This is a genomic window from Mycobacterium sp. E1386 (assembly GCF_001672745.1).
GTDB lineage: Bacteria > Actinomycetota > Actinomycetes > Mycobacteriales > Mycobacteriaceae > Mycobacterium.
The window spans coordinates 1-2,963 of the sequence record NZ_LZKH01000203.1 but is presented as its reverse complement, the minus strand read 5'-3'; the positions used below and the strand labels follow the sequence as shown (position 1 = coordinate 2,963).

Genomic DNA, 2,963 nt, shown 5'->3' with positions numbered 1-2,963 from the left:
GGCACCGCCACAGCCTTCGGGGTACCGGTGGTGCCGGACGTATAGATGATGTAGGCGATGTTGTCCGCGGACGGTGCGGGCAGCCGATCGCCGGCTTGCGCCGTGACGGCGGGGTGGTTGACCTCGATGACGGCCGCACCGGAGCCGTCGAGCCGCGACCGCATCTCGGGGGCGACGATCGCGGCGATCGGTGCGGCGTCGGTGAGCATGAACTCGATCCGGGCGGCCGGCAGTCCCGGGTCGATGGGCAGGTAGGCCGCCCCGGTTTTGAGCACCGCCAGCATCGCGATGACGGCCTGGGCCGAACGCTCGGCCAGCAGCGCCACGCACTCCCCCGGGCCGGCGCCATGCTCAACTAGCAAGTGCGCCAGCCGATTCGATGACTCATCGACCTCCCGATACGTCCACGCGCGCTGCGCGCAGGTGACCGCAACTGCGTCGGGCGCGCGGTCGACCTGGGCGGCGAACATCGCCGGAATCGACACCCCGGCCGGCACCGGCCCCTGCAGCACCGCACGATTACCGACGGCCTCGAGCCGGGCTCGTTCCGATTCGTCAAGCACTTCAATCGACGAGAGCCGACGCGCCGGATCGCTGGTCATGGCCACCAACACCTGATGCAACTTGTCGATCAATCCCTCGATGCGGGCGGCGTCGAACACGTCGGTGCGGAATTCCACCGCCCCACCGATACCCGCGGGCCGGCCGTCCTCGGTCCAGCGTTCGGCCAACGAGAACACCAGATCCATGCGGGCAACCTGGGTGTCCACCGGAACCGGGGTGACCTGCACGTCGCCCAGGGTCAGCCCGGCGGCGGGGCCGTTGTGCTGCCAGGGCAGGTTCTGCCAGGCCAGGACTACCTGGATGAGGGGGTGATGGCCGAGGCTGCGTGCGGGATGCAGCCGTTCGACGAGGACTTCGAAGGGCACGTCTTGGTGCTCGTATGCGGCCAGGCTGCGCAGCTGCACCTGGGCCAAGACCTCAGCCACGGTCGGATTTCCACCCAGGTCGGTGCGCAATACCAACGTATTGACGAAGAAGCCGACCAACTCGTCAAGCGCGGGATCACGACGCCCGGCAATCGGAAAACCCACTGCCACATCCGAAGTCGCTCCCAGCTTGGCCAATAAGACCGCCAACGCGGCTTGTACCACCATGAAACTGGTCGCATTATGCTCACCGGCCACCTCACTCACTCGTCGTTGTAACTCCGCGGGCCACTCCACGGCCACCCGCTCCCCCCGAAAATCAGCCACCGCCGGATAAGGCCGGTCGGTGGGCAACTCCAGACGCTCGGGCATGCCCGCCAACGCGTCCAGCCAATACGCCAGTTGCGCGGTGATCGCACTGTGCGGGTCATTCAGGTCCCCGAACTGGGCCCGCTGCCACAGCGTGTAATCCACGTATTGCACCGGTAGTTCGGCCCAACCCGGCGCCTCGCCCGCACACCGGCTGGCATAAGCCACGCCCAAATCACGCACCAGCGGCGTGATCGACCACCCATCGGCAGCAATATGGTGAGCCACGGCCACCAGTACGCTCTCGTCGTCGCGTAGGCGAAAAAGCGTTGCCCGCAAAGGGATCTCAACCGTCAAATCAAACGAGTAACGCGCCGCCACCTCGACCGCCTCCGCCAACCGGGACGCCGGCCAGGTCCTGGCATCGACGACGTGCCAACCGAAATCGAAGTGGCCGACCGGGACGACCACTTGCTGGGGGGTGCCCTCCCGGGCGACGAAGACCGTGCGCAGGCTTTCATGCCGCGCGATCACATCGGCAAGCGCCATCCCCAGCACGTCGGCATCGAGGCCACCACGCAAGCGCAACGCCACCGCCATGTTGTGGACCGGCGAAGCGCCGTGCAACTGGTCGAGGAACCACAGCCGGGACTGGGCGAACGACAGCGGCACCACCGCGGGCCGCGCACCGGCCACGACCCGCGGCAGCCTCTCCTCCCCCTCATCGAGCCGCGGCGCCAACCGGCGGATCGTCGGCGCCTCGAACAACGCCCGCACGGAAAGGGTCGCGTCCAGACCGGTGTTCACCGCGGCGACCAGGCGCATCGCCGACAGGGAATCCCCACCCAGATCGAAGAACGAATCGTCGACCCCGACCCGGCCGATGCCCAGAACCTTGGCGTAAATCCCGGCGAGGACCTCTTCGGTGGGGGTGGCCGGCGCCCGATACCCGTGCCCGGGGTATTCCGGCGCGGGAAGGGCGCGCGTATCGAGTTTGCCGTTGAGGGTCAACGGCAAGGCGGCCAGGGGCACGACCGCGGCCGGAACCATGTAAGCCGGCAGCCGCTCGGCGAGATGGGTGCGTACCACGGCGGGATCGGCGGTGCCGGTCAGGTACGCCACCAGCCGCTTGTCCCCGGGCCGGTCCTCGCGGGCGATAACGACCGCCTGCTCTACGCCGGCCAAACCCGTTAGGACGGTTTGGATTTCGCCAAGCTCGATACGGTAGCCGCGGATCTTGACCTGCTCGTCGGCGCGCCCGGCGTAGCGCAACTGCCCATCAGGACCCCACGACACCAGGTCCCCGGTGCGATACATCCGCTCGCCATTCCCGCCGAACGGGCACGCCACGAACCGCGACGCGGTCAACCCGGCCCGCCGTACATATCCCACGCCCACGCCGCGGCCGGCCACATACAACTCGCCGACGACCCCCGCGGGCACCGGCCGCAGCCAGCCATCCAGCACGAACAGCGCCGCCCCACCCACCGGTGAACCGATCGGCGGTGGCCCCGATCCCGCGATCAACGGCGCGCTCTTGGACACCCACATCGTGGTCTCGGTGGGCCCGTACACGTTGACCATCGCCCGGCCCGGCGCCCACCGGTCCACCACCGCCGGCGGACAGGGCTCCGCCCCCACTACCAACGCCACCCCCACCGAAGAGGTCCTCGCCGGGATTTACGCCAAGGTTCTGGGCATCGGCCGGGTCGGGGTCGTCGATTC

The 2,963-nt window shown here is 68.4% G+C and carries 1 pseudogene; it reads right to left on the bottom strand.

Annotation, left to right across the window (positions count from 1 at the left end):
- Window positions 1-2,888: pseudogene (locus A5709_RS20430) on the bottom strand (condensation domain-containing protein); the annotation flags it as partial.
- Window positions 2,889-2,963 lie beyond the last annotated feature (75 nt).